The 23,974-nt window shown below is 70.0% G+C and carries 27 protein-coding genes and 1 tRNA gene; 13 read left to right on the plus strand and 15 right to left on the minus strand.

All coding sequences use genetic code 11. The features are described from left to right. Positions 1-309: 309 nt before the first annotated feature. Positions 310-696: a hypothetical protein gene (locus tag ACWD01_RS26305; RefSeq protein WP_451165269.1), complete on the minus strand. Its 387-nt coding sequence runs from the start codon at positions 694-696 to the stop codon at positions 310-312. Between the two features lie 48 nt (positions 697-744). Next, positions 745-1,218 carry a carboxymuconolactone decarboxylase family protein gene (locus ACWD01_RS26310; RefSeq protein WP_451165270.1) on the minus strand — a complete coding sequence of 158 codons (474 nt, stop codon included), beginning with the start codon at positions 1,216-1,218 and terminating at the stop codon, positions 745-747. A 430-nt stretch (positions 1,219-1,648) separates the two neighbouring features. On the opposite strand from ACWD01_RS26310, the gene ACWD01_RS26315 reads away from it, so the two are divergent. Continuing rightward, complete coding sequence (locus ACWD01_RS26315) at positions 1,649-3,259, plus strand: right-handed parallel beta-helix repeat-containing protein (RefSeq protein ID WP_451165271.1); 1,611 nt, start codon at positions 1,649-1,651, stop codon at positions 3,257-3,259. Positions 3,260-3,440: 181 nt separating this feature from the next. On the opposite strand, the gene ACWD01_RS26320 is transcribed toward ACWD01_RS26315, so the two are convergent. The 4 genes from ACWD01_RS26320 to ACWD01_RS26335 form a co-directional block, all read right to left on the minus strand. After that, positions 3,441-4,766 carry a phosphatase PAP2 family protein gene (locus tag ACWD01_RS26320; protein WP_451165272.1) on the minus strand — a complete coding sequence of 442 codons (1,326 nt, stop codon included), beginning with the start codon at positions 4,764-4,766 and terminating at the stop codon, positions 3,441-3,443. Positions 4,767-5,249: 483 nt separating this feature from the next. Continuing rightward, entirely contained in the window at positions 5,250-5,396 is a 147-nt protein-coding gene (locus tag ACWD01_RS26325; protein ID WP_356891264.1) for a hypothetical protein, read from the minus strand. Positions 5,397-5,761: 365 nt separating this feature from the next. Next, the gene (locus tag ACWD01_RS26330) at positions 5,762-5,947 is read right to left on the minus strand and encodes a hypothetical protein (RefSeq protein ID WP_451165273.1); all 186 of its coding nucleotides are present in this window, start codon (positions 5,945-5,947) and stop codon (positions 5,762-5,764) included. A 323-nt stretch (positions 5,948-6,270) separates the two neighbouring features. Beyond that, the gene (locus tag ACWD01_RS26335) at positions 6,271-6,861 is read right to left on the minus strand and encodes a hypothetical protein (RefSeq protein WP_451165274.1); all 591 of its coding nucleotides are present in this window, start codon (positions 6,859-6,861) and stop codon (positions 6,271-6,273) included. Between the two features lie 164 nt (positions 6,862-7,025). Here ACWD01_RS26335 and ACWD01_RS26340 point away from each other — a divergent pair, with 164 nt between their 5' ends. Together ACWD01_RS26340 and ACWD01_RS26345 are read left to right on the plus strand one after the other, a co-directional pair. Further along, positions 7,026-7,295, plus strand: a complete 270-nt coding sequence (locus ACWD01_RS26340) for a DUF7848 domain-containing protein (RefSeq protein WP_451165275.1) — start codon at positions 7,026-7,028, stop codon at positions 7,293-7,295. Next, complete coding sequence (locus ACWD01_RS26345) at positions 7,292-7,453, plus strand: hypothetical protein (RefSeq protein WP_451165276.1); 162 nt, start codon at positions 7,292-7,294, stop codon at positions 7,451-7,453. Before ACWD01_RS26340 ends, ACWD01_RS26345 begins: the two co-directional genes overlap by 4 nt. 118 nt (positions 7,454-7,571) lie before the next feature. Here ACWD01_RS26345 and ACWD01_RS26350 read toward each other — a convergent pair whose 3' ends face one another. Both ACWD01_RS26350 and ACWD01_RS26355 read right to left on the minus strand, forming a co-directional pair. Further along, positions 7,572-8,072: an anthrone oxygenase family protein gene (locus ACWD01_RS26350; protein WP_451165277.1), complete on the minus strand. Its 501-nt coding sequence runs from the start codon at positions 8,070-8,072 to the stop codon at positions 7,572-7,574. A 5-nt stretch (positions 8,073-8,077) separates the two neighbouring features. Further along, the gene (locus ACWD01_RS26355; RefSeq protein ID WP_451165278.1) at positions 8,078-8,491 is read right to left on the minus strand and encodes a nuclear transport factor 2 family protein; all 414 of its coding nucleotides are present in this window, start codon (positions 8,489-8,491) and stop codon (positions 8,078-8,080) included. Between the two features lie 176 nt (positions 8,492-8,667). Here ACWD01_RS26355 and ACWD01_RS26360 point away from each other — a divergent pair, with 176 nt between their 5' ends. Both ACWD01_RS26360 and ACWD01_RS26365 read left to right on the plus strand, forming a co-directional pair. Then, complete coding sequence (locus ACWD01_RS26360; RefSeq protein WP_451165279.1) at positions 8,668-9,192, plus strand: TetR/AcrR family transcriptional regulator; 525 nt, start codon at positions 8,668-8,670, stop codon at positions 9,190-9,192. A gap of 259 nt (positions 9,193-9,451) precedes the next feature. Continuing rightward, complete coding sequence (locus ACWD01_RS26365) at positions 9,452-9,919, plus strand: DUF4240 domain-containing protein (RefSeq protein ID WP_451165297.1); 468 nt, start codon at positions 9,452-9,454, stop codon at positions 9,917-9,919. Positions 9,920-10,082: 163 nt separating this feature from the next. On the opposite strand, the gene ACWD01_RS26370 is transcribed toward ACWD01_RS26365, so the two are convergent. Beyond that, positions 10,083-11,213: a phosphotransferase gene (locus ACWD01_RS26370; RefSeq protein ID WP_451165280.1), complete on the minus strand. Its 1,131-nt coding sequence runs from the start codon at positions 11,211-11,213 to the stop codon at positions 10,083-10,085. Positions 11,214-11,851: 638 nt separating this feature from the next. Continuing rightward, positions 11,852-12,619, minus strand: coding sequence for a GntR family transcriptional regulator (locus tag ACWD01_RS26375; RefSeq protein WP_451165281.1), 768 nt, complete (start codon positions 12,617-12,619; stop codon positions 11,852-11,854). Positions 12,620-12,762: 143 nt separating this feature from the next. On the opposite strand from ACWD01_RS26375, the gene ACWD01_RS26380 reads away from it, so the two are divergent. The 3 genes from ACWD01_RS26380 to ACWD01_RS26390 are packed head-to-tail and all read left to right on the plus strand — an operon-like array spanning position 12,763 to position 13,867. After that, positions 12,763-13,278, plus strand: coding sequence for a hypothetical protein (locus ACWD01_RS26380; protein WP_451165282.1), 516 nt, complete (start codon positions 12,763-12,765; stop codon positions 13,276-13,278). Then, the gene (locus tag ACWD01_RS26385) at positions 13,209-13,718 is read left to right on the plus strand and encodes a hypothetical protein (RefSeq protein WP_451165283.1); all 510 of its coding nucleotides are present in this window, start codon (positions 13,209-13,211) and stop codon (positions 13,716-13,718) included. The genes ACWD01_RS26380 and ACWD01_RS26385 overlap by 70 nt, the downstream gene beginning before the upstream one ends. A gap of 17 nt (positions 13,719-13,735) precedes the next feature. Beyond that, entirely contained in the window at positions 13,736-13,867 is a 132-nt protein-coding gene (locus ACWD01_RS26390) for a hypothetical protein (protein WP_451165284.1), read from the plus strand. Positions 13,868-13,925: 58 nt separating this feature from the next. Here ACWD01_RS26390 and ACWD01_RS26395 read toward each other — a convergent pair whose 3' ends face one another. After that, the gene (locus ACWD01_RS26395; RefSeq protein WP_451165285.1) at positions 13,926-14,027 is read right to left on the minus strand and encodes a hypothetical protein; all 102 of its coding nucleotides are present in this window, start codon (positions 14,025-14,027) and stop codon (positions 13,926-13,928) included. A 347-nt stretch (positions 14,028-14,374) separates the two neighbouring features. Next, a tRNA-Val gene (locus ACWD01_RS26400) sits at positions 14,375-14,449 on the minus strand. Between the two features lie 232 nt (positions 14,450-14,681). On the opposite strand from ACWD01_RS26400, the gene ACWD01_RS26405 reads away from it, so the two are divergent. The 4 genes from ACWD01_RS26405 to ACWD01_RS26420 all read left to right on the plus strand — a co-directional run bounded on the left by ACWD01_RS26405 (position 14,682) and on the right by ACWD01_RS26420 (position 18,100). After that, positions 14,682-15,470, plus strand: a complete 789-nt coding sequence (locus tag ACWD01_RS26405) for a DUF4097 family beta strand repeat-containing protein (RefSeq protein ID WP_451165286.1) — start codon at positions 14,682-14,684, stop codon at positions 15,468-15,470. 83 nt (positions 15,471-15,553) lie between these two features. Beyond that, a complete protein-coding gene (locus tag ACWD01_RS26410; RefSeq protein WP_451165287.1) occupies positions 15,554-16,999 on the plus strand; it encodes a hypothetical protein in 1,446 nt (481 codons plus the stop codon). A 122-nt stretch (positions 17,000-17,121) separates the two neighbouring features. Then, a complete protein-coding gene (locus tag ACWD01_RS26415; protein ID WP_451165288.1) occupies positions 17,122-17,877 on the plus strand; it encodes a DUF4383 domain-containing protein in 756 nt (251 codons plus the stop codon). Positions 17,878-17,887: 10 nt separating this feature from the next. Further along, complete coding sequence (locus ACWD01_RS26420) at positions 17,888-18,100, plus strand: FmdB family zinc ribbon protein (RefSeq protein ID WP_451165289.1); 213 nt, start codon at positions 17,888-17,890, stop codon at positions 18,098-18,100. Positions 18,101-18,211: 111 nt separating this feature from the next. Here the strand turns inward: ACWD01_RS26420 and ACWD01_RS26425 are convergent, their stop codons facing one another. Genes ACWD01_RS26425 through ACWD01_RS26435 form a run of 3 tightly spaced genes read right to left on the minus strand, consistent with a single transcriptional unit; the run spans position 18,212 to position 22,757 of the window. Then, positions 18,212-19,069: an HAD family hydrolase gene (locus ACWD01_RS26425; protein WP_451165290.1), complete on the minus strand. Its 858-nt coding sequence runs from the start codon at positions 19,067-19,069 to the stop codon at positions 18,212-18,214. Continuing rightward, the gene (locus ACWD01_RS26430) at positions 19,066-21,594 is read right to left on the minus strand and encodes a phosphoribosyltransferase (RefSeq protein ID WP_451165291.1); all 2,529 of its coding nucleotides are present in this window, start codon (positions 21,592-21,594) and stop codon (positions 19,066-19,068) included. Before ACWD01_RS26430 ends, ACWD01_RS26425 begins: the two co-directional genes overlap by 4 nt. Next, entirely contained in the window at positions 21,594-22,757 is a 1,164-nt protein-coding gene (locus ACWD01_RS26435; protein ID WP_451165292.1) for an HpcH/HpaI aldolase/citrate lyase family protein, read from the minus strand. The genes ACWD01_RS26430 and ACWD01_RS26435 overlap by 1 nt, the downstream gene beginning before the upstream one ends. 212 nt (positions 22,758-22,969) lie before the next feature. On the opposite strand from ACWD01_RS26435, the gene ACWD01_RS26440 reads away from it, so the two are divergent. Continuing rightward, positions 22,970-23,719, plus strand: a complete 750-nt coding sequence (locus ACWD01_RS26440; RefSeq protein WP_451165293.1) for a TerD family protein — start codon at positions 22,970-22,972, stop codon at positions 23,717-23,719. Positions 23,720-23,974 lie beyond the last annotated feature (255 nt).

The following is a 23,974-nucleotide window of genomic DNA, read 5'->3' on the forward strand; positions in this document are numbered from 1 at the left end:
ACTCCGGTCCGTGACGTGATCGTGCACGAGGAGGCGGAGTCCGGCGACGGCGTCTGAGTGCCTGACGCACGGCTGTCCTCGATAGCGGCCGAGGCCGACTACCGGGCTTCGGCAGCAATCGGTACTCGGAGGGTGCGTACTTGCCCCGTGGTCCTTCCGTCGACCGGCAGAGCAGACTGCGCTGGTGACCTCCTGCAGACAGCCACCGCCCCCGCCCGGACGAGCAACCGCACATCGGCACCGCCCGGGGGGCGGAGGCGCGGGGGCAGCCACGAGTGACCCCACCACGAGCGGGGCAGCGGCCCCGCCTCACCCGTCTCGTGGTCGCTCCCCGTCGGAGCCCTCGATACGGCCTGCCTCACTGGCGTAGATGCCGTACAGGGTCCACCCGAGCAGGGCGAACCCGGTCACGAACGCGACGGGCATCAGGACGGTGAGCACGCTCCGGTCCGCTTCCAGGGCTTGTAGTCCCCAGGCGATGAGGAGCCCGCCGCCGAGCCAGAGCATGACGATCCCGAAGCGCCTGGAGACGAAGCGGGCACTCACCCCGGCGGGCACGGCGCCGGGCTTCTGCTGGGTGAACCACTCTCCGATCCGCCACGGGTTGACGACGAGCAGAAGCCCTCCGACGAGGCAACAGACGCCGCCCAACAACACCGTGACCCCCAGTGGCTCGTCGTGCTGCTCGTCGCGCACGCGCCCTCACGATACGGCCGGCCAAACGCCCCGGCGGGGTGGTCCTCGTCAGGCGAACTGGCCGGGCCGGTAGTCGCCGGCGGGCTGCCGGACCATGACGTTCACGCGGTTGAAGGCGTTGATGAGGGCGATGAGCGAGACGAGCGCGGCGAGTTGCTCCTCGTCGTAGTGCTTGGCGGCGTTCGCCCAGGCCTCGTCCGTGACGCCACCGGCCGCGTCGGCGATACGGGTGCCCTGCTCCGTCAGCTCCAGCGCGGCGCGCTCGGCGTCGGTGAACACCGTGGCCTCGCGCCAGGCAGCGATCAGGTTGAGCCGCGTCGAGGTCTCCCCGGCCTCCGTGGCCTCCTTGGTGTGCATGTCGGTGCAGAACCCGCAGCCGTTGATCTGGCTGGCGCGGATCTTCACGAGCTCCTGCGTCGCGGCCGGCAGCGCCGAGTCCGAGACCGCCTTGCCCGAAGAGACGAGGTGCCTCACGAACTTGGCCGCGACCGGGTTGCCGAAGAGGTTCAGACGAGCATCCATGGTGCGCTCCTAGGCGTCGTTGTGGTGCTTACACCTGTCTGACGGAGCAACTCGACACGATGTGACACGCCTTGATGTGACGCCCGTCACCTGCTGCCGTGCAGTCGGCAGGGACCGCCCCGGGCGGCCGTGAACCGGCCTGCCGGATGCGCGCCCGCAACCCGTCCTCTCCAGCCACAAGCTGATCGACGCCGTGATCCACTGCTGTGACAGGATGCGCTTCGGTTCTGGGCCGCGCGAACACGGCGGGCCCGTTGAGCGGAGCGAGAAGCGCTATGCGAACGGAACACGCGAAGGTCCGGAACACCTTCAGTTGCAGTGGCGACAACTGTTCCGCCTCGCTCTCCCACGCCGCCTCCCCCGTATCCGTGCCCTCGTGAGACCACTCCACCCACCGAAGGATGAACGAACCATGGACAGACGTGCCCTGATGCTGGCGACCGGCGGAGTGTTCGGCGGGCTCGGTGCCACCCAGGTGCTGGCGGGTTCGGCGGCCGCGGCCGCCGAAGCGGACGCAATGGTGGGCACCGTCTTCGACGTGCGTGCCTACGGCGCCGTCGGGGACGGAGTCGCCGACGACACCGCGGCATTCCGTGGTGCGCTGACTGACGCGCGTGCCGTGGCCGGGGGTGGGGCGACGCTGCTGGTGCCGCCAGGCACGTACGCACTCGGAGAATCCCTGCTGCTCGGCCACGGTATGACCGTGCAGGCATACGGGGCCCGGCTATTCCGGACCGGCAACACTTCGGCCCTGATCAAGAACTATACGAGCAGCATGCCGGCGGTCGCCGGCTACGGCGGAGCCGGGAACATATCCGTGTTCGGCGGCACGTGGGACATGCGCGGCAGCCGGTTCACCTCGACATGCCCTGGCTTCGTGTTCACTCATGCCGACGGTGTCACGGTCCGGGACGCCGCCATCCTCGACGTTCCCGAGGCACACGCGATCGAACTGAACGCAATGCGGCGGGTCAGGATCGTCGACTGTCTCTTCGACGGCGTGTACGCCGCACCCGGCGAGCCGACCGTACGGTATCGGCGGGAGGCGGTACAGATCACCGGCGCGACCAACTCCTACAACCTGCCCGCGCCCGACTATGACGGCACGCCCTGCGAGGACGTGCTGATCACCGGGTGCACGATGCGCAATTCCTCTTCCGCCACTGCACCGTACGACGCGCTGTGCGGGGACCACTATGTCGCCTCGGCGGGCGCTCCGCGGCCGCTTCACCGGAACATCCGTGTGCTGGGCAATCGCGTGGAGAGCAGTTCCGCGTACGGCGTCCGCGCTACCGACTGGCAGCAGTCGCTGATCGCCGACAACACGATCGACTCGGCGTCGGTCACCGGCATCTACGTCAGCTCCGGTTCCGGCAACGCGCTGCAGGACATAGCCGTCACCGGCAACACCATCCGCGGCACGGGCTCGGGCGGCGCGATCGTGGTGTCCAACGCCGATGCGGGACGCAACAGTTCGGTGATCGTCAGCGGCAACCTGATCCGCGCGACGAACGGCGAGACGGCGATCTACGTCGGGCAGACGGACGGAGCCTCGGTCACTGGCAACATGATCGACACGACCCGCCATCCCTCCGGCGGGAACTGCCAGGGCATCCAGTTGCAAGGGTCGCCGGACGCCGTGGTCACAGGCAACTATCTGTCGGACATCGACGGCGACGGTATCGGAATCGACAGCGGCTCGACGGGAACCGTCGTCGCCCACAACACCGTGCTGAACGCGACCCGCAACGGCATCTCGGTGGCCTCCTCCGACGTTGCCGTCCGCGACAACCGGATCAGCGGTGCGGGCGCCACCGAACAGACCGGGACCTATGCGATCCGTATCGGTGGCAACGCGGCGAACGTGTCCTGCCAGGGCAACACGTCTCGCGTCGGCGAGGGCGGAACGGCCGAAGCGGGGGTGGCCGTGATGGCCGGCAGCAAGGGAGCGTGGATCACCGGCAACGACCTACGCGGCTGGGGCGCCGCTGCGGTCCTCGACCGCGGGACGGCGACGGTGGCGAACGGAAATCTCAGCTGAACCAAGGGGCCTCACCAGACCTCCGCACGGTCCACCCATATGGGCCGCGCGGAGGCCCGGCGCCGGCCGCCCCTCCCCTTACGTCCACCCGTCCAACATCGACCGCACTGGACCAGGCAGGTATCGCTGCCCAATCGCCCACCTTGTCGGGCAGGGACCGGGCCCGACGTCCCTCTGCCCTTCAGCTCTGGCCGGCACGGTCGGCGGCGACCATACCGACCCCACCGGCCCCGCCTGACTCGACCGGTTCGGGCTGGGGTTCGCGTCGTGGTTCCGGCAGACGCACCGACACCGGCGTCCGGTCCCACAGCCTGGTGGTCCGTACGTAGCCGTAGATCACCGAGCCCGTCGCCAGCACGAGCAGCGGCCCGTACACCCAGGGCTGTTCGGCCATCTGCACCGGCAGGTAGCGATACGACACCAGGAACGCGATGAAGACCGCGGTGCCGTAGGCGACCAGCTGGATGCCCCGCCGGTCCCAGCCGCGGTCGAGCGCGCGGAGCGCCGTCTCGATGGTGAGCGTGAAGACCACACCGGCGATGATGTCCGCGCCGTAGTGGTAGCCGAAGCCCAGCGTCGCGCCGAGCGTGGCGATCAGCCAGAACGTGCCCAGGCAGCGCAGGGCCCACGGGCCCTTGAGGGAGTGGATGAAGATCGCGGTGGCCCACGCCGTGTGCAGACTGGGCATGCAGTTGCGCGGGGTGAACCCGTCGAAGGGCATCGGCTGCGGGGTGCCGACCGGCGGCGGCGTCTCCGGCCACAGGTCGGCGATCGCCCACTGCGCGCCGTCGGCGCCGTAGACGAAGACCGGTCCGACCACCGGGAAGATCATGTAGATGCCGGGCCCGAGCAGGCCGATGACCAGGAATGTACGCACCAGGTGGTGGCCCGGGAAGCGGCGCTCGACCGCCACGTTGCGCAGCTGGTAGAGCGCGACGACGACCGCGGCCACCGCGAGCTGGACGTAGACCCAGTCGAGGACGTGGGCGCCGACCGGGCCGGTGGCCTCGACGATCCGGCCCACCACCCACGACGGGTCGCCCAGCGCGCGATCGGCGGCCGCGACGTACTGGTCGAGCACCGTCGGGCGCGTCTCGGACGTGATCAGCAGCCAGGTGTAGCCGGTCTTGCGGCCGGTCACCAGCAGCAGGGCCAGTCCGACGCCCTTCAGCAGCAGGGCACGGTCGCGGCCGGTACGGTGCGTGATGGCGATGACGCCGCAGGCCAGCGTCACCCACAGCGCGCCGTTGCCGACCATCATCTGGGCGCCCACGGCCCAGCGCACCAGCCAGAAGACGACGTCGATGCCGATCGCGGCACCGACCGCGATGAAGCGCTGGCGCCAGGTGAGCACCACCATCATCAGGGCCATGCTGACGTACAGCACCGTCCCCGATTTGGGGGCGAATATGACCTCGCGCGCCTGGTCGGTGATCGGCCCGCGCTCGCCGTACCGACGCGCGGTGATCTCCAGCGCGACGAGGAACGCGAGGCCCACCGCGCTCACCGCGACCCACAGCAGGACGCGCGGTTGACGCCATGCAGCCGGCGGCCGAGGGCTGCTGCCTTGCCGCGAAGACCCTCGCGTTAGTGTGGATGTCAATTTTTCAGCCGATTTGTGATGTTTACATATGATCGTTATGAGCTCGAACATGCTAGCGGAACAAGCGGGTTCCGCTCATCACGTATAGCTGAAATACAGCGATGTGCTTCTCTCTGGCCACGGCGCGTCCACGGTGGTCATGTAATGCCGGGGGCGGCGGGCGGCTCCGTGAGCCGGAACGCCGCCGGGCACAGAGTGGGGCGTCTGCGCGCCCGTGCCTCAGAGCGCAACGCACTCGCTCACGAAGTCGCCGGCAGCCATTCCATAGCGGAGCACGACGTGTGCCGGCCGAATCTCAGTCCGCGAAGAAAGCGCGACACGGGGGAAGCCCGCGCCGCGCTCTCATCCTCTCAGGCATCTCCCCTTCGCTGCCCAGTGATCAACTTGTCACGGACTCTCGGTGAAGCGGACGGACCAGGCGTAGCCGCTCAAGCCGTCGTGCGGCACCCGCCGGACCTCTCTGACCTGGCACCTGTCGTGGGCGTACTTGAGGGCAAACCGGTCGAGGCGCTGCGCGTCGGTGAGATCCTCCATGGACAGAGGCGCTCCGACGACGAGGTCTTCGTGAAGGACTTCGTCCGGGGCTTCTCCGTTCGAGCAGGCCGAGCAATGATGCGTTTTCGGTAGGGCCATACGTTCAGTGTCCTCCTAACCCGCCGGCTATGACGTTCACAAGCGCACTTGGCCGCCCTGCGGAGCTCAGCCGCCGGTCGCTGCGAGCTGCCGTCGGGCTGTTTGCCGTATCCCGCCCGCTGCTCAGCACGCCCACCACGCACGGCCATCGAAGCTCGATCGCCCGGCGAAACGACGCTGATCCCGGAGGCCTGCAACAGAAACCGGCTGGCCGTCACTGCTCGTCTCGACTGCCGCAGCCAACGCGCTTGGGGGACGTGAAAACTTCAGCCCCGAGATACCAGCTCGATCTTGATCGGCGCAGCCGACTCCAGGTCGATCGTCTCTCCGTCGTCATTGCTCACGGGCTCATGCGGATGATCCGCGGGAAGCACGATCAGCATGGTGTGCGGCCGTGGCAGCCAACCGACGTCCGCCGGCGGGCCGTAGTAACCAATGTCGATGACCCGCACCAACTTCTCTTGAATGCCGACGTGGCACGTGTCGCCTGCTTCCAGGTGCCAAGGCTCTGGGTGGTACGAAAGAGCCCTGCTACCCACTCGCGGGAGTCCTCGTTGCGCGGTGTCGCCACCCGGCCGTTCCACTCGACTGCTGACTCCGGATCGACCCGCGCCCACGGCCACTCGATGGAGACGTAGAACTGCGAGACCTCTGCCACGCGTGCCTTCGCTGACGGGCAGCTCACCCTCAGGACATCACCCACGCTGAACGACTCATCGCGAGTGACTTCCCTCATGGTGTTCTCCTGTGACTGCCAAGATGTCGCTTCTTACGGCTACTCCGGGGGCTCGATGGCTTTCGGGAAGCCCAACTCGTCCAACAGGTCACTGAAAAGGTCCTCCGCGAAGGTCTCCCGCGAGCGCAGGAGTTCCTCGATTCGGGACTGCTGCGCTGCTGCTTGGACGCCGGCCGCCGAAGCCCACATGAGAGCGCCTTCAGCATCGGCCGGCACCTCCATGTCCAGCTCCGCGCGTTTGCTTCTGACGGCCTCGTCGAACTCGGGGGTGGCTGCCCACAGGCTTGTGTCGTCCAGGTCCTCGGGCTCCTCGGCGAGGAGGGCCGCAGCCTTGTCCAGGTTCAGCCATGCCTCCCACCGCTGCCCGTTGGTGCACAGGCCGGTCACGACGGCAAGGTCGCTGTCGGAGACGTCGGCGACGCAGGCCGGCGCGCCCGTCCAATCGACCAGGGCGGACAGGTGGTCGTCCGCCCAGAGTCCTTGATCGAGCTGAAGGGTTTGCCAGCCGTCCGACCGCGGCCACCACTCGTGCACGGTGCTCTTCAGCCCTTGATCGATGCTGTCGAACACAGGCGCTTCCAGCAGCGGACGCTCGCTACGAGCAAAGACCAGTTGACCCGAGAATCCCACGAGATCCCTCCTTGAGACGCTGCGCACACTACGGCCTGCCACCGACACAGCCAGGGGGTGATCGGCTCCTCCCGAACAAGCTGGTGATGGGCGCGGACGGTTTGCTGCGCCGAGAAGCGCCGTGCGCCCGTGCTGCTGGGCACCATCAGGGCGGAGCACTTCGCATGAGCCCGCGACGAATCATCAGGCCCGCGCAGTGGACCATCGGACTGGACCGCGAGGAGGGGTCGTCCCCGCCGATCCGGCAGTCGGAGTGCACCACCTGCGACTGGCAGTCGGTCGCGAGCACCCGCCAGGAGGTCACCGATCTGGCCGCGATGGAGCACGCCGGGATGACCAACCACACCGGGTACAGGGAGATCATGACCGCGTTCCTCCGCGTCGTCCCGACGGCCGGCAACCCGCGCGCAAAGCAACGGCAGGTGACGCCATGACAGCGATGAACAGCATCCGGATCTGCGTCCGCTGCGACCGGCCGATCGCCGGTGAGGCCGTAACCGTGCCGCAGCTCTTCGCGACCAGCGGCGCCAGGCCGGACGACCACCGCGACGGCGACCCCGAGTGCCGGCCGCGCACACGCATCGATCCATGAGCCCCCTGCCCACGGCCTGCCGAGCGCCCGCGTGGCGTCGGTCCTCATGGCCCGTTGTGGTCGTGAAGGCCGATGTCGTGTTTGGGGAGGATGCCGGTGTCGTTGCACGCCAGGAAGGTCAAGCGGCTGCTGCGGCTCGGTGAAACCCTACGTGCCGGCCGCCATCAAGGCCGCGCAGGGAGAGAAGGATCAGCAGCGCGAAGGCTGCGAATGCGGCGCCTGTGCGTGCGTAGTTGAACGCCTCCCAGCGAGCCAGGATTTCGGCGTGATCGGCGGGTGCCGAGGTGGCTGCCCACTGCTTGATGCGGCCGTTGATGGGGACGTCACCGAGACGGGTGATCAAGAAGGACGCCAGGGCAAGGAGTCCCGCCCCTCCGGCCAGCCGCCGTGAGGCGCCCCGCGTCATGGCGGCAAGCCCGAGGGCGCTGAGCACCGACGCGCCCATGGTGCCTTGCATGGTGATGCCGTTCATCTGCATCAACTGGGTGTGGAAGGACAGCCTCATGTCGAGGGGTACGGCATTGAAGGTGGGGACGAGGTTGGCCGCTCCGTAGCCGAATGCGCCGGCGAGGGCACCGGTGGACAGCAGGGCGAGGCCCTGGACGAGTCGGACGCGCATACGGATCACTCCCCCGTCTCGGGTTCGGTGGGGGCGACGGCTCGCGTGAGCTGCTCAGCTCGTCGCAACAGGCCGTCGGGGGTGAACTCCGCGAACATGTGGACTCGCGTGGAAACCGGTCCGCCCTTGCGCATCCGGGCGTGAATCGTGAACCTGGTCGCGATGCGGGCTCCGTCCGTGAACGCCTCGTGCACCTCGAACCGGAACTCGCGCAGGTTCTTGCGCACCGGGCGGAGGTGAGCGACGAGGCGGTCCCAGTCGAGTGGTACGCCGTCGGCGACTTGAACGACGTCACGGGTGTAGTACCTGGACATCAGGTCGGCGGCGTCTTCCGAGCCATGGACGACGGCGTTGGTCAAGGTCGTATAGAAGTCGGCGATGAACTGCTCGGGAGGCTTCGTGTGGAGAGGGTTCACCATGCTCCTGCCATGCGTGCGGAGCTACACCCCCGCGACGATCTCTTACATGTCTGTAAGATATAGCGAGGCGTTCATATCTGACAAGGGTGTAAGAGTTGACTGCTTTCGAGACCCCGGGCGACTCACCACGGGTTCGGCCCCGCCGTCGCGCCGACGCTGAGCGCAGCAGGGCCGCAGTGCTGGACGCCGCGGTCCGACTGCTGGCTGAGCAACCCGACGCCGGTATGGCCGCCATCGCCGCCGCGGCCGACGTCACCCGCCAGACCGTGTACGCGCACTTCGGGACCCGTGACGCGCTGCTGGACGCTGTCGCCGACCGGATCACGGACCAGGCCATGGCCGCGATGGACGAGGCGGAAGAGGAGAGTGGTTCCGCCCTGGACGCGCTACTGCGGCTACAGGACATCGGCTGGCGGCTGTTCGAACGTAACCCGGTGCTCCTCCAGCTCGGAAGTACCCGCGCCGGCGTCGACGCCGACCTGGCCCGGCATGAGCCCGTCGCAGCCCGGCTCGCCCGGATGATCGAGAAGGGCCAGGCGTCAGGCGAGTTCGCCGCCGCGCCGCCGGCCACCTGGCTGGCGGCCGCAGTCACCGCTCTCGGCCACGCGGCAGGCGACGAAGTCAGGGCCCACCGCATGTCAGCGCAAGAGGCGGCGACATGGCTACGGACCGCCACGCGCGCCCTCCTGAGGTCAGGCTGAGGAACTCGGCACCCTACTCCGAAGACCTCGTCGTCGAAAGGCTCCACGAGCCCACGCACTTTCTGTCTCGAACGCCTTCAGCGCCCAGTCCGTCGCCTTCAGCAAGGACTCGGGGTACATCGCCGCCGCGCCGGCACACTCCGGCCCCGGATTCCCGGCCTCGGCATCACGGGCCACCTCCGCCATCCAGGCACGCCGGTTCTCAGAGGGTCTGTTCACCATGGATGTCAGACCGCCCTGACATCCTGCGCTGGTGAGAATGACATGGGCCGACTTCTGGGCGCTGATAGCCACCCTGGACGGCGAAGCAACCCAAGAGAGCTGCCGGCGCCTCGCCGAGGAGCTGAGCCGCCGTTCCGTCCCCGACATCGTCGGCTTCGCGGAACGTCACGCCGAGGCCCTCTACCGCCTGGACCAGGAGAAGTTCGGCACCCTCCCCGTAATCGACCTGACAGCCCGGGACGGCAGCCCGTTCCCGCAGTCGTCCGACGTGTTCCTGTACACACGCTGCGCCGTGGTAGCCGCAGGCCAAACCGTCTGGGAAAGCGTCTTCTTCGACGTCGACAAGTTCACCCCGTACACCTCCACGGAGTACGACGGCGAATCGCTGCTGTACGTACCGGACAAGGCGTACGAGCTGGCCACCGGCGAGGAGTGGGACCGCTCGACTCGGTACTGCTTCGAGAGCTACTCCAACCGGGACGGCTGGCCGCATCTACGGGACTGAGCGGGACTGTCGTTGACGGGGATTTCGTAGACGGTCTCGCGCCGGCGCTGGGGAACGCGCGCCCACCTGGACACGCATCGCATTCCCTACGACGACGAAGAGGGCGCATGGCGCCCTTCCCCCGCCACCCCGAGGCGTGGGTGGGCGCGATCCGGGACGCCGGTCATGAGGCGCTGGGTATGAGGGCCCGGCGCCGGACGGTCCGGTACACGCAACCATGCCTTCCCGAACCCCAGGAGCTCGGTGTCCAGGCAGCTCCCGCGAACGCCCGCTCCACCACGTCGAGTCGCTCCGTCCACCAGTGAAGGAGCGCCTCGTCAGCGACGAACAGTTCGTCGCAGGAGCGGTCGTCCCGGTCGTAGTGGAACTCGAGCTGCCAGAAGTCCGTCATCCGCTTCCACCACAGCCGACGCGCAGCGTCGAGCAGTGCGGCCGGCTCCAGCGGAATCACCGACCGGTAGCCAGCCACGAACGCAGAGACGCGTTCCAGGTCGAAGACACCCTCCACTCCGAACTGGACCTGCGCCGTCCGTACGACTTCCTCTGCGTACGGGCGAACGCCCAGCCGGTCCCAGTCCAGGACGGCGATCAGCTCGCCGTCCGCCCAGAGGAGGTTCCGGTACTGGAAGTCACCGTGCGTCCAGCCACATGGCCCTGTCGGGATGCCACTCTCGGGGCGTAGGTGGGCGTGCTTGTCCAGGAGGATCTTGCGCTCTTCGAGGGCCATGCCCGCGGCTGCGTCGAAGGCACCACCCACACCCCGGGCAGACACCAACCTGGCAAGCCGGTCAGCCTGCTGTATGGCTCGCCCGGGCTGCGTAACCTCGGCAGGGGCCGAGGCCGGCACGGTGGGCAGTGCTGCGTCGTCGGCAGCGCGGCCGAGCGCCGCATGCAGTTGCGCAAGGTGTGCGCCGAGTTCGGACGCCTGGGGCATGGGCAGGTCGATGCCCGGAACGTGCTGCCCGGCCGACCAGTGAAGCAGGCAGTAGCCGCTGCCGCCGACCTCGGCGATCACATCACCCGAAACGGTGGACAGCGCGGCACACACTGGCACGCCGTGCGAGGCGAGGGCGGGGAGGACCGCGAGGTTGCGACGCAGTCGATCAAGCGGCACGTCCGTGACTCGCTTGAGAGCGAACCTCCCGACCGGGGTGTCCAGCCGCCAGTTCACGTTCATCAGGCCATCGGACAGGTACTGCCGATCCAGCACTTCACCGATGTCGAATGCCTTGATCAGCTCGGCAAGATCATCCGAGGGGATGCGCGTCCTGTCCGCCACGTTCGCGTCGGTCACTCCGGCGACGATACGGGAGCCGGCCGCTCAGGCGGTCAGGCATCGCACGGTCCCGTTCGGAAACGGAAACGGGACGCTCGCCGCGTTCACTCAGCCAACGAACCTGTCTGCTGACGCACGCGGAACGCCGTTCACGAGTATCTCGTCACCGGCTCGAACAGTGAGTCCCGCCGGTCAGACCGCGGGTAGCCGCACTGGCCGGCTGCTCCAGCAGCACCGGCGCGGACAGCAACCGACCGCCGCCGGGACGCCCACGGTCAGCCCGGGCGAGGAGTTCCTCGCGGCTGTCCACGCCCAGGAGTTCGAGAGCTGGGCGCCAGTGGCCCTACGGACAAGGAGTTGGCCAACTACCCGCCGTTGTGGTGTGCCGAGTTGGAGAAGGGCCACAGCGTGGACCACGTGCTCAACGCGGACGCGGCGAGCTGTATCCGCTGGGCTCGGGGTGGGGGACACGGAAGCCGGATGCGCAGGAACTGATAGTGCTGGCAGTGAAGTCGCACTGTCCTGAGCTGCGGCAGCAGGTGACGGACGCTCTGCGGAGCTCGGCGGCTACTAAGGGGACCCGGCTCCGTTGAACACCACGCCTCCTGCCCTGGCCTACGTGGCCGGGGCAGGGGGCGCCTTCGTCATGCCCGAGGTCAGCTACCGGACGGCTCGTCGAGGTCGATGACGAAGTCCACAACCGTCGTGTCCGCGCGCCTCACGATGGGGTGTGCAACCTCCACCACCCGGCCGGTGTCGGCAACATGCCGCCGGGTGTACCGCAGGACCGGCACGCCTTGTCCGATACGCAGGGTCGCCGCCTCCGCCTCGGTCGGCATGGCCGCCGTGAACGACTCGGTGATACGGCTGACGTTGATGCCGAGGCTCGCCATCTGCGCCCGCGTGCCGCCCGGCCACGGCTCGTTGATCGGGTCAGCTACCGGAGTGCCGGCCACGTCCGACCAGCGCACATAGCTGGTGCTCATCTGGGTGGGCTGGTCGTTGTCGAAGAACACGAAGTGCCGGGCCAGCAGACGTTCACCCGGCTCGGCCTCGAACAGCGCCGCCAGCTCGGCGTCGGCCCTGACCTTCTCGAACCGCTTGTCGAGCCGGTACTCCGACCAGCCGATCCCCTGATCCCGCGTGTACGGCGTGGACTTGGCGCCGGGCTTCACCCGGTACCGGTCGGCGGCCATGCGGTGGATCGGCGGCCGCGGCCGGACGATGGTGCCGGCGCGGGCCCGAGTCTCGACGAGGCCCTCGGTGCGCAGCAGACCGATCGCGTTTCGGATCGTCGTCTCTGAGACCTGGTACTGGACGCACAGATCGGGCAGCGTCGGCAGCCGTTCGCCGGGACCGTACTCGCCGGAGGCGATGCGACGTCGCAGGTCAGCGGCGATCCGCAGGTACTCGGGCTGCGCCACTCCCACACCACCTTGCCGAACGATCGCGTCAATCTGTGCACACATACTCTCCCCTCCCACTTGACCTACGCCAACTCCAGCGACAATCTGAGTACAGAAAAACACTATCCGTACTCAGATAGCGACGGAACCGGGGTAGAGCCATGCCCGAATCGGGGCACACCTGGCAGCAGGCCTTCAAGGGATTACCCGAAGAAGCCAGCCACGTCCGCGACTGGACACGCAGCCACGTCCACCACGAGGACGCCCCGCTCGTCGCCACTGAGCTGTTCACCGCCATCCTCGGCAGCCGGGTCGACCGCCCCGACGTCATCGAGATGGCCATCTCCACCGCAGGACGCCGCATCCGGCTCACCGCGACCGGGCCCTATCCGCTGCCCGTCCTCCAGATGCACGGCCCCGGCGCCCTGATCGTCACCCAGCTGTCCGCCGCATCGGGCGTCTCCACCGACTTCTACGGCCTGTGGGCGCAGCTGCTCGACGCAGGCTCACCGCCCACCCCATGCCCCCCGCTCCGGCCGCCACGCCCCTGGACAGGTCGACGGCCGGAACGGGCCAGCACCACACCAACCAGCGAAGGGAACCGACCATGTCTCAGCCCGTACCCGACCCGCCCGGCACCCCGATCCCGGTCCTCGACTCGCCCCGCGCCCTGCTGACCGACCCTGAGTTCACCAGCGTCCGCATCGCGATCCTCAACAACAACTACGGCATGGCGCCGGACCTCGCCAGCCAGATCCTCGAGGACGCGCTGGCGTTCGTCGCCACCTCCGCCCGCAACCCTGGCCGGGGCCTGGTGCCGAGCCGTGTAGTGGACGAGGGGTGGCACGCCCTGATCCTGCACACCTCCATCTACTGGAACCTGTGCCTGCGGTTCGGGAACTTCGTGCACCACATCCCCGAGCCGCCGAACGCCGGCCGCTGGGACGAGACCGTCATCCGTCGCACCATCAAGTTCATCGAGGCGGCCGGATACCGGGTGCACCACAACCTGTGGCGCGGCCCGGAGGACAGCACCGTGCCGGTGGCCGCGCAGTGCCAGCACGGCGACCAGGGCGGGCCGATCGTCACGCAGCCCAGGCCCAAGCCGAAGGGCTGACCGCTACCGTGAGCGTCATGGCCAACGAGTGGATCGATCCGCAGTACGCCGAGCTGGTCGCCGCCTGGAAGCGTGCGCAGCAGCCGCCGTCCCGTAACCCGCCGGCGCCCAGGCCGCGGCGGATGTTCGTCATCCCGTCGAAGCCCTGACGTTCGCACCACTGCCGCCCCGGTCTGCCCGCGCCCCCCGTCGCAGGCAGGCCGGGGCTTACTCGCGCACGAGGTCGGAGAGCGGAACACCGATCGCGTCGGCAATGCGGATCAGGTTGTCGATCAGTGCCGCACGGTGGCCCTGCTCGATCTCGCTCACGGTGGCGATGCGGATCTCGGTCCGGAGCGCGACGTCCCGTGGAGACGGGCTGCGCGGATCTGGTCGCCGATGGCCCGGCGTCTGGCGATGACGCGGTCGGGGGCATCGGCTGGTGGTGCACCTGCCCACGCTGCCGGATCATGATCGGGTTGTCTTTACGGTGCACCGTAAAAGAGTTACTCATGAGGGGGGCGGGTACTCGCCAGCCTTCAATCCATGAGCGCCCACCTGGTCGGGCAACTGGCCGGGCGGGCGGGAACGACCACCAGCGTCCGTACATCCGCTGCGGTCGTGTCGACCCGCTCTGATTCGGTCCCCGCAGCAACTCGCTGCGGAGGCCTTCGCACTGGTGGGCGCGGACGGTTTCGAACCGCCGACATCTGCTTTGTAAGAGCAGCGCTCTACCCCTGAGCTACGCACCCGTGGATGAGGCAACAGCGTACATGGCGCACACCGTGCAGCTCCAAACCGTTCCGCCGGTGCCCCCGTACGCGACCCTGCGCGGTCCCCGATACCGGGCCGCCCGACGCAGTCCCCGGTCGCGTACGGGGGATAGCCCCACCCGGGAGACGGTGGGCGGCCGGATCGATCGGGGGCGGGGGCGCTCGTAGCGTGAAGGGACATCACAGAGAGCTACCTGGGGGAACGATCGCCATGACACGCCGACTCCGTCGCCATCACCGCCGTGCCGTACGAGGCGGGCTCGCCGTGTCCGGGGTGCTGTTGCTCGGGGCGGGGCTCGCCGGGTGCGGGAGTGCGGACGCGAGTGAGGCGCCCGTGGAGAAGAAGTCGTTCCCGGTCAGCGGCAAGGCCCTGACCATCGAGTCCGACAACTCCGACATCGAGCTGGTGCCGGCCGATGTCGCGGACGTGGAGGTGACCCGGCAGGTCGACGGGTGGGTGCTGTTCGGGAACGGACCGGACGCCACCTGGAAGATGAAGGACGGGACGCTCACGCTCAAGGTGAAGTGCGACGCCATCGCCAGTGACTGCGTGGCGCAGCACACCGTGAAGGTGCCGCGGGGTACGGCCGTGACCGTGGACGACGACAACGGGAGCGTGCGGGCGAGCGGCTTCGACACCGCGCTGACGCTGCGGTCGGACAACGGCAGCGTGACGGTCACCGACTCCAGCGGGGCGCTCGAGCTGGACAGCGAGAACGGCAGCGTCGTCGCGGAGCGGGTGACGGGGAAGAGTGTCGTCGCCCGGTCGGACAACGGGTCGGTGCGGCTGGAGCTGGCCGCGGTGCCCGATCTGGTGGAGACCGTGAGTGACAACGGGAGCGTCGAGATCCGCCTGCCGGCCGCCGGCGCGCCGTACGCGGTCGACGCCAGGAGCGACAACGGGGACGTGGATGTCGCCGTGCCGACCGACCCCGGCAGCGGTCACGTCGTCAAGGCCGTGAGTGACAACGGGAAAGTCGTCGTGCGCAGCGCGAACTAACGGGCCCGTGTGTTCGTCCTTACCTGGTGGGAGAATTAACCGCACCGGGACCGGGCAGGGCGGACACAGCACGGGAGAGGGATGTGACGGCGAGAGACGCACAGCCGCGCCATGAGGCACGAGCGCTCGCCGTCCGGGGTGTTCCCACGAGGACGCCCCGGGGCCCCGGACGGATCGCGCAGTGTGTTCGACGCGACCTGCGGGGCGTCGTGGCGCTGATGCTCGTCCCCGTGCCGGTGCTCGTCGCCGCTGCCGTGCTGCTGCCCACGGCGTTCTCCGGGGGCGGGGGGACGCGTCGCTGGTTCGGTGGCCGGAGCGAGGGGCAGCGGGCGGACGCGCAGGCCGCGAAGGACGCCGCCGCAGCCGCCTTCTACGAGCTGGACACGGCGCAGCGGGACCTGCGGATCTCGATCGAGACGATCACGGCGGTGGACAGTTCGCCGGGGGCGCGGCGTGCCGTGGAGGACTTCGCCGCTCTGGGGCGGCGGATCGACGAGGTGAGCCACGCCTACATCTCGGCCGTAGACGCGCACGATCTGGACCGGGACGACCTGGACGCGTCGGTCGCGGCGCAGGCGCGTACGCAGCTGACCCGGGCGAAGGACGAGCTGGTCCGGGTCAAGGGGGATCTCGACCGGTTCGAGCAGGGGCTCGGGCCGCTGCTGGACAAGGCGGAGACGCAGCTGGCCAGGCTGGCACCGGCGGTGGAACGGGCGCGACAGGCGCTCATCGGCGCGAGCACTGCTCTCGATTCAGTACGCGGCTCCGGTCTGAGAGCGGACGACCTCGCCGCCCGCCTCGCCGCCCTCGCCCCCGAGCTGACCAGGCTCAACGAAGGCGCCGGACGGCACGGCGTCCCCGAGACCCTGCAGCGCGCCGACCGTGTGCTGCGCGACGCAGAAGCCGTACGCGCCGAGGCCGAACGGCTGCCCGAGCGCGCCGCCGAGATCGACAAGCGCCTGGTGTCGCTCCGTACCCGCGCGCAGGCGCTCACCACCCGGTCCGCGCAGGTCGAGCCGGTGCTCAGCGAGCTGCGCCGCCGGTTCACGGTCGCCTGCTGGCAGGACCTCCAGCCCGTCCCCGAGCAGGCGGCGCTCGCCGTCCGCCAGGCAGAGGAGCGGCTGGCGGACGCCGGCAAGGCGCGCGAGGAGCAGCGCTGGCCGGACGCGGCCGCCCTGCTGTCCACGGCCCGCGCGCTGCTGAACCAGACGGACGAGGCGGTCTCCGCCGCCGGTGACCGGCTCCGGCGCCTGAACGCCGTCGCCAAGGACCCGCAGCAGGAAATCGAACGCACTCGTTTCGCCATCCGCGACGCCCAGCGCCTCGCGATGGCCGGCCGCAACACCCCGGACCCGCGCCACGCGCGCCCGCTGGACGACTCGGTGGCCCGGCTGGAGCGTGCCGTCACCGGGCTCGAGGGCAGGCACCCCGACTACTGGCACTTCCTCACCGAGACCGAGGGCGTACGGCGGACGGTGGCCCGCGTGGTCGAGCAGATCCGCGAGGACCGGGGCGCCGGCGGCGGCTGACCTGCCCATGAGGGCCCGACGAGGGGGCTCGCAGCACCGGGCGCCGCCGCCGGTTGTACCGCTGCGGCGCCGGGCGGATCCTGGGGTTCCGGGTTCACGCGCACGTACGAAGGAGGCCGGCGATGGCCGCACACGTACTGCATTCGAGGAGAACCGACCGGTCGGACGGCCGGGGCCACGAACGGCTTCCGAGTCCGGCCCGGCGGCGTATCCGACTGGACGAGCACCTGCCCGTCGACCACCGGCTCAGCCGCTTCTACCGCGTCGGCGCCGGGCTGATGGGGCTGGTCCTGGTCGCGTTCGGAATCCTCGGGCTCATCGACCGGATCGGCTTCTTCGACACCCGCGGCGACACCGTCGCGGGGCTGAACACCAACGGCGCGCTGAGCGTGCTCTCCATCGCCGTCGGGCTGCTGCTCTTCGTCGGCATGGTCATCGGCGGGAACTTCGCCTCCACGCTGAACATGGTGCTGGGCGTCCTGTTCATCCTCAGCGGCTTCGTGAACCTGGCCCTGCTCGACCGCAGCTTCAACCCGCTCGCCTTCCGGATCCAGAACGTGCTGTTCAGCTTCGTGGTGGGCGTGATGCTGATGTTCTTCGGCATGTACGGGCGGGTCAGCGCGGGCCTGCCGCACGACAACCCGTACTGGAAGGCCCGCCACCCCGAGGAGGCCGAACGGGAGCAGCGCGCGAGCCGCCGCCGAGCGGACCTCGCGGCACGGCAGCCACTCGCCCGGCCGTCCCCCGAAGCTCCGTCCCTGGAAGCCCCGGCCCGTGCGGCCCGGCCCGCGACCGAACGCGCCGCCGAACCTCCGGCGGGCGCTCCGCCGAGGACCAGACGCCGGCTGTTCTCCCTGAAGCCGCGCGCACGCCGCTAGCCTTACCGGCATGCCTCGTTACGAATTCCGCTGCCGGACCTGCGGCGACACCTTCGAAGTGAACCGCCCGATGGCCGAGTCCTCGGCCCCCGCCAACTGCCCCGAGGGCCATGACGACACCGTGAAGCTGCTCTCCGCGGTCGCCGTCGGCGGCTCGAAGTCCGCCGCGCCCGCACCGAGCGGTGGCGGTGGGGGCTGCTGCGGAGGCGGCTGCTGCGGCTGACCCGACAGCTGCCGGGCCGGGCGGGCCGGGCGGGCGGGCCCCGGGGCGGGGAGCGTCACACAAGCGTGCCGCGCCCGCCCCACCGCCCGGTCGAAAACGCCCCGCCGTCGGTCACGCCACGGGCGGGACCACGATCTCGCTGACGGCCTGCCGCTCGTGGCGGAACCGGCGCGCCTCCTGGCCCAGCAGCCGCAGGATCTCCTCGCCCGCCGCGACGCCCGTCTGCGGCAGCGCGACGACGTGCAGGGCCTGCCAGCCCGCCTCCGCCAGTTCGCCGTGGCCGGGCCGCCAGGCGCGGTCGGCGTCGAGCAGCAGGTCGGCGTCGAGCAGCGAGTCGCCCGCCGCGAGGGTCAGTCCGGCGCCGGTGCGGCGGGCGACCTCGCGCACGGCGGCGCTCTTCGTCAGCGGCTTCGGCACCGCGTAGATCTTGCGGCCCTGGAGGGAGACGGTCCAGCCGCGGGCCTCGGCCCACACGGCGAGTTCCTTGACCCAGTCCTCCGGCAGCAGCGACCGCTCGACGACGAGGTACGCGAACAGGTCCTCCGCGACCCGCTCCTTGAGCAGCCAGGCCGGGTCGGCGGTCCGGTGCAGATGGTCCCGGACCTCGCCGAGGGGTGCGCACTCGGCGGTGAGCCGGGCCGCGACGGCTTCGCGCCAGTCCGGGTCGCTGACGCCGTCGACGAGCAGATGCCCGCCGTTGGCGCAGATCGCGTACTGGGGCGGCGGGCCGGGCAGGCTGATGCGGTGGTACTGCTCCCGGGTGCGGGTCGTCGTCGGGACGAAGACCGTGTCCTGGGCGAGCCCGGTGAGCAGCCCGGCGGCGCGCTCCGTCATGTACGACAGGGGCTTGTGTTCGTACACCTCGACGCAGAGCAGCCGGGGGGCGACGGCGTCGGGCATGGCGAGGCCGAGCGCCGCGGACGAGTAGATGAGCGTGCGGTCGAGGTCACTGGCGACGAGCACCGTCACTGGGACACCGCCCTGCCGTCGGCGCCGGTGGCGCCCCGCGTGTACTTCGGGTGGATCAACCCGACGCAGCTGTACGGGAGTTCGTCCACCTCCTCGACCGGTACGCCGCGCTGCTCCGCCAGCAGCCGTACGTGGTCCAGGTCGGCGCCGGCGCCGCGGCTCGCGAGGATCTTCCAGGGGACGCGGCGGAGCAGGACGCGGGTCGTCTCGCCGACGCCGGGCTTGACCAGGTTCACGTCGTGGATGCCGTACTCCTCGCTGATGCGCTCGACGGCGCGCCAGCCCTCCCAGGTGGGAGTGCGGTCGGCGGAGAGCAGTTCCTTGACGTCGGCGTCGACGGCGGAGGCGACCTCGTCGAAGCGGGCGGCGACGGTGTCGAGGAAGTGGCCGGAGACGTCGGTGCCGGCGAGTTCGCGGTAGAACTTCGCGCCGTGGAAGTCGTCGGGGCCGACCAGGTCGGCACGGAGCACCGTGCGGGATATCAGGCCGGAGACCGTGGAGTTGAGGCAGGCGGAGGGGATGAGGAAGTCCTCACGCGTGCCGTACGTGCGCACACAGCCGCCCGGGTCGGCGAGTACGGCGATCTCCGGGTCGAAGCCGGGGAACTCCCGCAGCGCATCCGCCAGTTCGCGGGTGATGGCGCCCTTGCCCGTCCAGCCGTCGACGAAGACGACGTCGGCCGGGTCGTGGTGCTCGGCGAGCCAGCGCAGGGCGTTGGCGTCGATGCCGCGGCCGCGCACGATGGACACGGCGTAGTGCGGCAGGTCCAGGCCGTGCCGGTGCTGGGCCCAGCGGCGCATCAGCACCCCGACGGGGGTGCCGGCGCGGGCCAGCGACACGAGCACGGGCCGCGGCGTCCGTTCGGCGAGGACGGTGTCGGTGACCGTTCCGACGGCGCGGGCGATCCGGGCGGCCGACACCGTGAGCGCGGCCTCGAACAGCTGCTGGTACTGCTCGTTCGGCTGGTACTCGACGGGCAGCGACTCCGCGTAGTGCGCGCCGCCGCTCTGGATGGCCTCTTCGCGCTCCTCGGTGGGCGCTTCGAGCTCCACGCCGGAGAGGTCCTGGAGCAGCCAGCCGACCTCCTCGGGCGCGTAGGAGGAGAACGCGGGTCCGCGGAGCGGCTCGGCAAGCATGGAGGGCCTTTCGGGTCCTTCGAGGGCGTGGTTCTCCGGTACGCGGACGGTTTCCCGTACGCAGCCGGCTTCCCGTACGTGGCCGGCTTCCCGTACGTAGCCGGTTTCCGGTACGTAGCTGGGGACGACCGCGAGCACGACGCGTCCGGTGTGCGCCGCCAGCCCGGCCAGCAGGCCGTCGGGTGCGTGCAGCTGCGGGGTGTCGGCGGCCGAGTCGACGACGGCGACGACGGCGTCGAAACCGGCGCCCGCCACGTTGTACGCGTAGCGCTCGCCGGGGCCGTCGGCCGGGTCGTCGTGGGCCGGGAAGACCAGCCGGGTGCGTATCGCGTAGCCGGGGTCGTCGACGGCGAGGACGGGCGAGCGGGTGGTGGTGGAGCAGTACACCTCCGGCACGTCACCGGCCCGCTCCAGGGCGAGGCCGAGGCGCAGCGGCGCGTACATCAGCTCCTCGAAGCCGAGGACGAGCACCCGGCGGGCGTCCCCCACGGCTTCGGCGATCCGGGCGGCCATCGCGGGCAGCGCGGCCTCCAGAGCGGCGCGGTGGGCCGGTTCGAAGCCGTGGCGTCCTCCGTCGGGGACGCCCGCGGGCCAGTCGAGGTCGACCCGGACATGGCGCGGGTCGGCGGCTGGGGACGGGTCGGCGGCCGGTGGCGTGTCCGTGTCCGGCTGCTCGTGGTGGGCGACGAGCGCCCGGCCCTTCTCCAGGACGTCGTCCGGCAGGCTGACCGCGCCGGAGGCCATGGCCACCAGGTCGACGCGGGCGCCGATCTCCTGCGCGAAGGCGTCCAGCCGGCCGAGGTCCGCCGCGGAGCGCATGTCGACGAGCGCGACGACCACGTACCGCTCGCGCGGGTAGCGCGCGTGCAGGTCGCGGATGGTGTTGAGGACCGTGTTGCCCGTGGAGAACTCGTCGTCGACGAGCACCAGCGGGCCCGTGCCCGCCAGCAGGTCCGGGTCGCCGGGCAGCAGCAGGTGGGAGGTGGCGTGCGAGTGGGACTCCTCGAAGCCGCCCGCGGGAGGCACGCCGTCGACCGGGCGGCGCGTGGAGTGCAGATAGGGCGCGAGTCCGATGCCGTCCGCCACGGAGTGGCCGAGCCCGGTCGCCGTCTCCGCGTACCCGAGGACGACCGCGCGCCGGCATTCGTCCGCGCCGAGCAGCTCACGTACACGCACGCCGAGGTCGTGGCCCGCCCCCCAGACCACGCTCGGCCGCTGCGGCACGTGCTTGCCCAGCACGTTCGACACCAGCAGGTGCGCCCGCTTGGGGTTGCGGCGCAGGGCCAGGCCCAGCAGCTCCTGGAGTCCCTCGCCGACGAGTCCGACTCCGAGCCGCTCCGCGACCCAGCTTCCCGACCACACCACGTCTTCTTCGTCCCTTTTCGTCATCAGTCGATGAGCCCGGCCGCGAGCAGCTCCACGAAACCAACGTCCTCCTTGGCGACGCCGAAGACCTCGGCCCGCAGCAGAGTCCGCTCGGCCCAGGCGCGATGCGGCTTCACCTCGTTCATCTTGTTCGTGTACGAGGAGCGCAGCACTCCGCCACCGCCGCGCTCCGGCCGCAGGATGTCCTGCGCGTCGCTGAACTCCTCATGGCTGACCACGGACAGCGCGTGCACCGGCAGCACATGGGAGGGGTGGATGCAGGTCTTGCCCATCAGGCCGTTGGCCCGGTCCAGCTCGATCTCGCGGAGCAGACCGTCCAAGTCGTGCTCGATCAGCGCGGTGCGCAGCTCCTCGGCGCGGCCCTCGAGGAACGGGCTGCGGCGCAGCTGCGGCTTGAACATGCGCTCCTGGGACCTGAAGTACTCCCACACCGGTCCGGTGATCGTGAACCCGGTGCCGTCGGAGCGGCCGAGCACATTGACCACGTCGGCGATGACGGACGTCACGATCCGTACGTCGTAGGCCGTCATGTCGGGCGAGCGGCGCAGCCCGTACGCGGAGCAGAAGTCGGTGACCCCGAGGCGCAGCGCGAGGACCCGGTCACGGTACTTGTCGACGGTGCGGGCGATGCCGGTGAGCGCCTCGGTCCTGGTCTCCAGGTGCAGCAGCTCGGGCGACTCGAGGACGGGCATGGCGAACAGCCGCCGTCCACCGGTGGCCTCCGCGGCGGCCGTCGCGTCCAGGAACGGTACGCCACGGTCCTCGGTGAACTTCGGTAGTACGAATCCGGACAACAGGCGTCCCGCTGACCCCAGACGCTTCACGAGGTCCGGAATCTGCTCCGGGGTGCGGACCCGGATGAAGAGCAGCGGTGCTTCCATGCCACGCGCCTCAAGCTCGGCGAACTGCCGGACGAGGTTCTCCTCGGCGTCCGCCACCTCGGCGTCGTCGATGGAATCCTCCAGGCAGAGCACCATGGAGACGACCCCGCGGGCGGCCTGCTTGAGCACGTCGTCCACCAGCCGGGGGCGGGTGGCCGGGCTGTACAGCGTGGCGCCCAGGGCGGCGGCCAGCGTCCGGGCAGACGAGTCCCCGTCGAAGTCGCACGGCTCCTGGTGGAACAGCCGCGCCCGGACCGCGGGCGTGATGTGCCCGAAATGACGCATAAAGAATCCCCCGTACCGCCGGATAGGCCGTGACAACATGTGGCCGGTAATAGTACGTAAGCACAGGTGTCAAGAGTTCCCCAAGTGCATGAAATCGAGGTAACTCGTCCGCTTCTCGCCCCTGTCCCCCATGTGGCCAAGGGAGAGACGCCACGGCCCGGAACTGGGCCCCGCGTTGTCCCCAGACCCCTCGTACAGGCAGGATGACGGACATGACGCACGCGATGCTGAAGGGCTCGAACGTCCCTCTTGATGCCCCGGCCGTACGAGCCGTGCTGCGCTGGACGCCGGGCGCGGGGGTGCCGGATGTCGACGCCTCCGCCCTGCTGCTCGGCACCGACGGCCGCGTGCGCTCCGACGAGGACTTCGTCTTCTACAACCAGCCGCGTCATCCCTCCGGGCTGGTGCGGCGGCTGCCGAAGAAGCGCGTCGCCGACCATCTGACGGACACCGTCGAGGCCGACCTGGCGACGCTGGACGCGTCGGTCGACCAGGTCGTGATCGCGGCGTCCTCGGACGGCGGCACCTTCGAGCACGTGCACGACCTGCGGATACTGCTGCACGACGCCGGTGCGGCGGCCGGCGGTGAACCGCTGGCCGTCTTCGATGTGAAGCCGGAGACCGGCGAGGAGACGGCGATCATCTGCGGCGAGCTGTACCGGCGCGGCGACGGCTGGAAGTTCCGCGCGGTGGCGCAGGGCTATCCGACGGGGCTGGTGGGTCTGGCGACGGCGTTCGGCATCTCGGTGGAGGAGTCGGGCGGCGCGGCTCCGGCGGAGCCGGAGGCGCCTGCGGCGCCGGCGTACGGCTATCCGCCGTCGGACGTGACGCAGCCCGCGCCCGCGTACGCTCCGGCGGCGCCGCCGGCCTACGGCTACCCGCAGCCGGCCGCGGCGGCGGCGTACGCCCCCGACCCCACGTTCCGGCTGCCGCCGATGGGCCCCCAGTTCCAGCGCCCCTAGCCACGCCTGCCCCCTCGTCGGGGCGCTGCCCCGAACCCCGCGGCGTAGTCGCCGGCGAGGCTGGAACTTGCCGGTCCTGTCGGGGCTCCGCCCCGAACCCGGCGCCTCAAACGCCGGCGGGGCTGGATTGGCCGGGCTCGGTTTGCCGCGCAGCGGCATTTCCAGCCCGGCCTGGGGGTACTCCCCCTACGCCTGGCGGCGTGGGAGGTGCCCCCACCCACGGCCGCCAGGCCGTAGGGGGAGATTGAGGCCACC

The sequence above is a fragment of the Streptomyces sp. NPDC002835 genome (assembly GCF_053591995.1).